Origin of the sequence: Luteitalea sp. (genome assembly GCF_022842525.1) — a bacterium.
In the GTDB taxonomy this organism is placed as follows: Bacteria; Acidobacteriota; Vicinamibacteria; order Vicinamibacterales; family Vicinamibacteraceae; genus Luteitalea.
Genome location: NZ_JALHPM010000360.1, coordinates 1 through 3,071, shown reverse-complemented (window position 1 = coordinate 3,071; position 3,071 = coordinate 1). Strand labels below are relative to the sequence as shown.

Here is a 3,071-nt window from a genome sequence, read left to right as displayed (position 1 = left end):
CGTCGGGTACGGCGCCAACGGATGCGGCAACACCGGGCGCCGCACAGACCCGGTCGAGCGGAGGCGAGCCGTGATCCCGAAAGACGTATTCGACCAGACGTTGATGAAGTTCCTGGACCCGATCCGGCCGTTCCTGGACGACCCATCGGTCTCGGAGGTGATGATCAACGGTCCCAGTCAGATCTTCATCGAGCGCAAGGGAAAGCTCACGCTGACGCAGGCGAGCTTCGCGTCGAAGGAGGCGCTGACGGCCGCGCTGCGCAACCTCGCGCAGTACGTGGGCAAGCACATCGACGAGCACCGCCCGATCCTCGAGGGGCGCCTACCCGACGGAAGCCGCGTCGAGGCCGTGCTCCCGCCTGCCGCTCCGGACGGCCCCTGCGTCGCGATCCGCCGCTTCATGAAAGAGACGCTGACGGTGGAGAAGCTGATCGGCTTCGGCTCGTTCACGCCGGAGGCCGGGGAGTTCCTGCGCAACGTCATCGCGGTGAAGGAGAACATCATCGTCGCGGGCGGCACGGGCTCGGGCAAGACCTCGATGCTCAACGCGCTCTCGGGCTTCATCACAGTCGAGGATCGGATCGTGGTCATCGAGGACAACCGCGAGGTGCAGCTCCAGCAGCCGCACATCGTGCAGCTCGAGGCGCGACCCCCCGACGCGCGTGGCAAGGGTGAGGTCTCGATCCGCAGCCTCTTCAAGGCCACACTGCGAATGCGCCCCGACCGCATCGTCGTCGGCGAGATCCGCAGCGGTGAAGCCCTCGACCTGGTGCAGGCGATGACCTCGGGTCACGGTGGCTGTCTCGCAACGGTGCACGCCACCTACCCGACCGACACGCTGAACCGCCTCGAGACGATGTGCCTGATGAGCGACATCGAGATCCCACTCTCGGCCCTCCGCGCACAGCTCGCCTCCGCCGTGGACATCATCGTGCAGACGTCGCGTCTGCGGGATGGCTCGCGCTGCGTGACGCACATCACGGAGGTCAACGGCTACGATCCGCAGACCGGCTATCGGCTCGAGGACGTGTTCGTCCGCCGCTACCACGGCGAGGACGACAAGGGCCGGGTCATCTCGACGTTCGAGCCCACCGGCTACATCCCGCACTGCACGGAGACCATCAAAGGTTATGGCCTCGACATCCCACACATCATCTATCATGCAGCGCAACAGCGAGGTCGCTGATGTCGGAAGGCTTCGTCTGCGTCAGGTGATGTGGTGAACCGAACCCGGTCGATTCGAGTAGGTCCATGAGCTGGGCTCGCGCCACACTGCGTCGCGGTACGTCGGCAGGGTCGGTCTGGCAGGTGGACCAGAACTACCCGCAGGCCCGCGTGGTCGTCGGAAGCTCACCAGCGGCCGGATGGGTCGTGACCGGTCCCGGCATCACGATGTTCCACATCGAGCTGTACTGGGACGGCAACGCCCTCTACGTCGCGGACCCTCAGGCCGCAGGCGACGTGCGCCTGAATGGTCAGTCCGTGAGCACCTGGGTGCAGGTGCAGGGTCGCGGCCAGCTCACCTTCGGCCAGGCCATCCTCGATCTCGAGACAGCCGTCGCCGAGGCCACCGCGATGGTCCGCGACCCGGGCGCCGCGCCACGCATCTCGCTCGTGGGCGAGGCGACCCGCGTCGGCGACGAGCTCGAGAACGAGCGGACCCGCGTGGCCGAGTCGATGTCGGAGATTCCGCCGTCGAAGGCGATGGTCTCCGCGCGACCTGCTCCGCCGCCAGGACGAGCGCCCGCCGCATCGATGCCCCCGGCCCCGCCGCGCCCACCGATGGCGCCGCTGCAACCGGGCCCACCACCCACACCTCCGGGACCAGCACCGACACCTCCGGGACCACCTTCGCCGGGACTTGCTGGGGGCCCAGAGCGGCCGCGTCTCGGCGGTGCGCCTGCAGGGTTCCGCCCCGAGGCCAAGACGCTCATGAGCGCGGAGCTCGCGCCCCTCGGTCAGGAGGCCACACGCATGGTGGACTCCGATGCGCTGCTGGGCGGTGGCTCGCCCGCGCCCGCCGTGGGCTTCGGAGGGGCGCCGCAGGGCTTCGGGGGGGCGCCCCAGCAAGGATTCGGAGGGGCACCACAAGGCTTCGGTGGCGCGCCCCAGGCGCCGCAGGGCTTTGGTGGCGCGCCGCAGGGCTTCGGTGGCCCGCCTCAGCCACCGCCAAGTTTTGGTGGGCCCCCGACGGCGCCCTCGATCCAGAACCCGCCGGTTGCGCCAGGCGCGGGAGCGGGCGCGCAGGCACCGGGCGGCCCGACACCGCCCGCGACGGGTGGCTTCGCCGCGCCACCTTCCTATGCCGCCACGCAGCAGCTGAGTGCTCAGCAAGGCAACAAGCTGCCCACACGTACGTGGCTGATGGTCGCTCTCTTCGTCGCCGTCGTGCTGGCATGGCTCTCGATGCCGACACCCGAAGAAGAGGCTGCGGCGGTCCGAGCGACGGTGTCGCCGACGATGGGCACGGTCGTGCCGCCGGGCCAGGACGGCGGCGTCGATGCAGGGCCGCGCCAGTACCAGAACCCGAGCACGTTCGTGCCAGTGCTGACGGTCGAGCTGCTCGACGGCGGCCTGTCGCGGACGCCCGACTCGGTGGCGGCCCAGCTGGTCACCGAGGGACACTTGGAGGACGCGCTCGCGCAATACGAAGCGCTCCGCGCCACCCATCCGGAGCGCCCCGAGTATGCGGTGATGTGCGAGGTCCTCCGAAGACAGCTGATGGCGCGCTGCACCAACGGACAGCGGTGGGACGGCACCCCATGCTGGAACCCGTGAACGTGATCACGGGCTGACGCGCAGCCGCAGGAAGCCTTCTTCGAGGAAACGCGCGAGCCCCGTGACGAGCAGCTCGCGGCGGGCGGGGCCGAGCTCGGGCGAGCGCAGCACGGCCTCCTTGAACGCGCCGATCGCGAAGGAGGCGAGCACGTCGGGATCGCCTTCAGCCACGACGCCGAGCGCCTGACCGTCCGCGAGCGCGCGAGAGAGCACGGCCACGACGCGGGCATGCATGCGGGAGATCGCGTCGGTGAAGGCGGCGTCCAGGCCCGAGGTCGGCCCGAGCACGAGGC

At 69.7% G+C, this 3,071-nt stretch carries 2 protein-coding genes and 1 pseudogene; 2 read left to right on the top strand and 1 reads right to left on the bottom strand.

Going from position 1 to position 3,071, the window contains the following annotated elements; genetic code table 11:
- Both Q0C41_RS30930 and Q0C41_RS30925 read left to right on the top strand, forming a co-directional pair.
- Positions 1–1,186, top strand: a 1,186-nt coding sequence (locus tag Q0C41_RS30930) for a CpaF family protein (RefSeq protein ID WP_291990823.1), incomplete at its 5' end; no start/stop codon positions are given.
- A gap of 65 nt (positions 1,187–1,251) precedes the next feature.
- Positions 1,252–2,778: an FHA domain-containing protein gene (locus Q0C41_RS30925; protein ID WP_291990821.1), complete on the top strand. Its 1,527-nt coding sequence runs from the start codon at positions 1,252–1,254 to the stop codon at positions 2,776–2,778.
- A 6-nt stretch (positions 2,779–2,784) separates the two neighbouring features.
- Here Q0C41_RS30925 and Q0C41_RS30920 read toward each other — a convergent pair.
- Positions 2,785–3,071, bottom strand: a pseudogene (locus Q0C41_RS30920) (hypothetical protein); the annotation flags it as partial.

Bases quoted from the DNA above. Each gene is read 5' to 3' on its own strand.
- Q0C41_RS30925 (WP_291990821.1), top strand. From the start codon at position 1,252: ATGAGCTGGGCTCGCGCCACACTGCGTCGCGGTACGTCGGCAGGGTCG.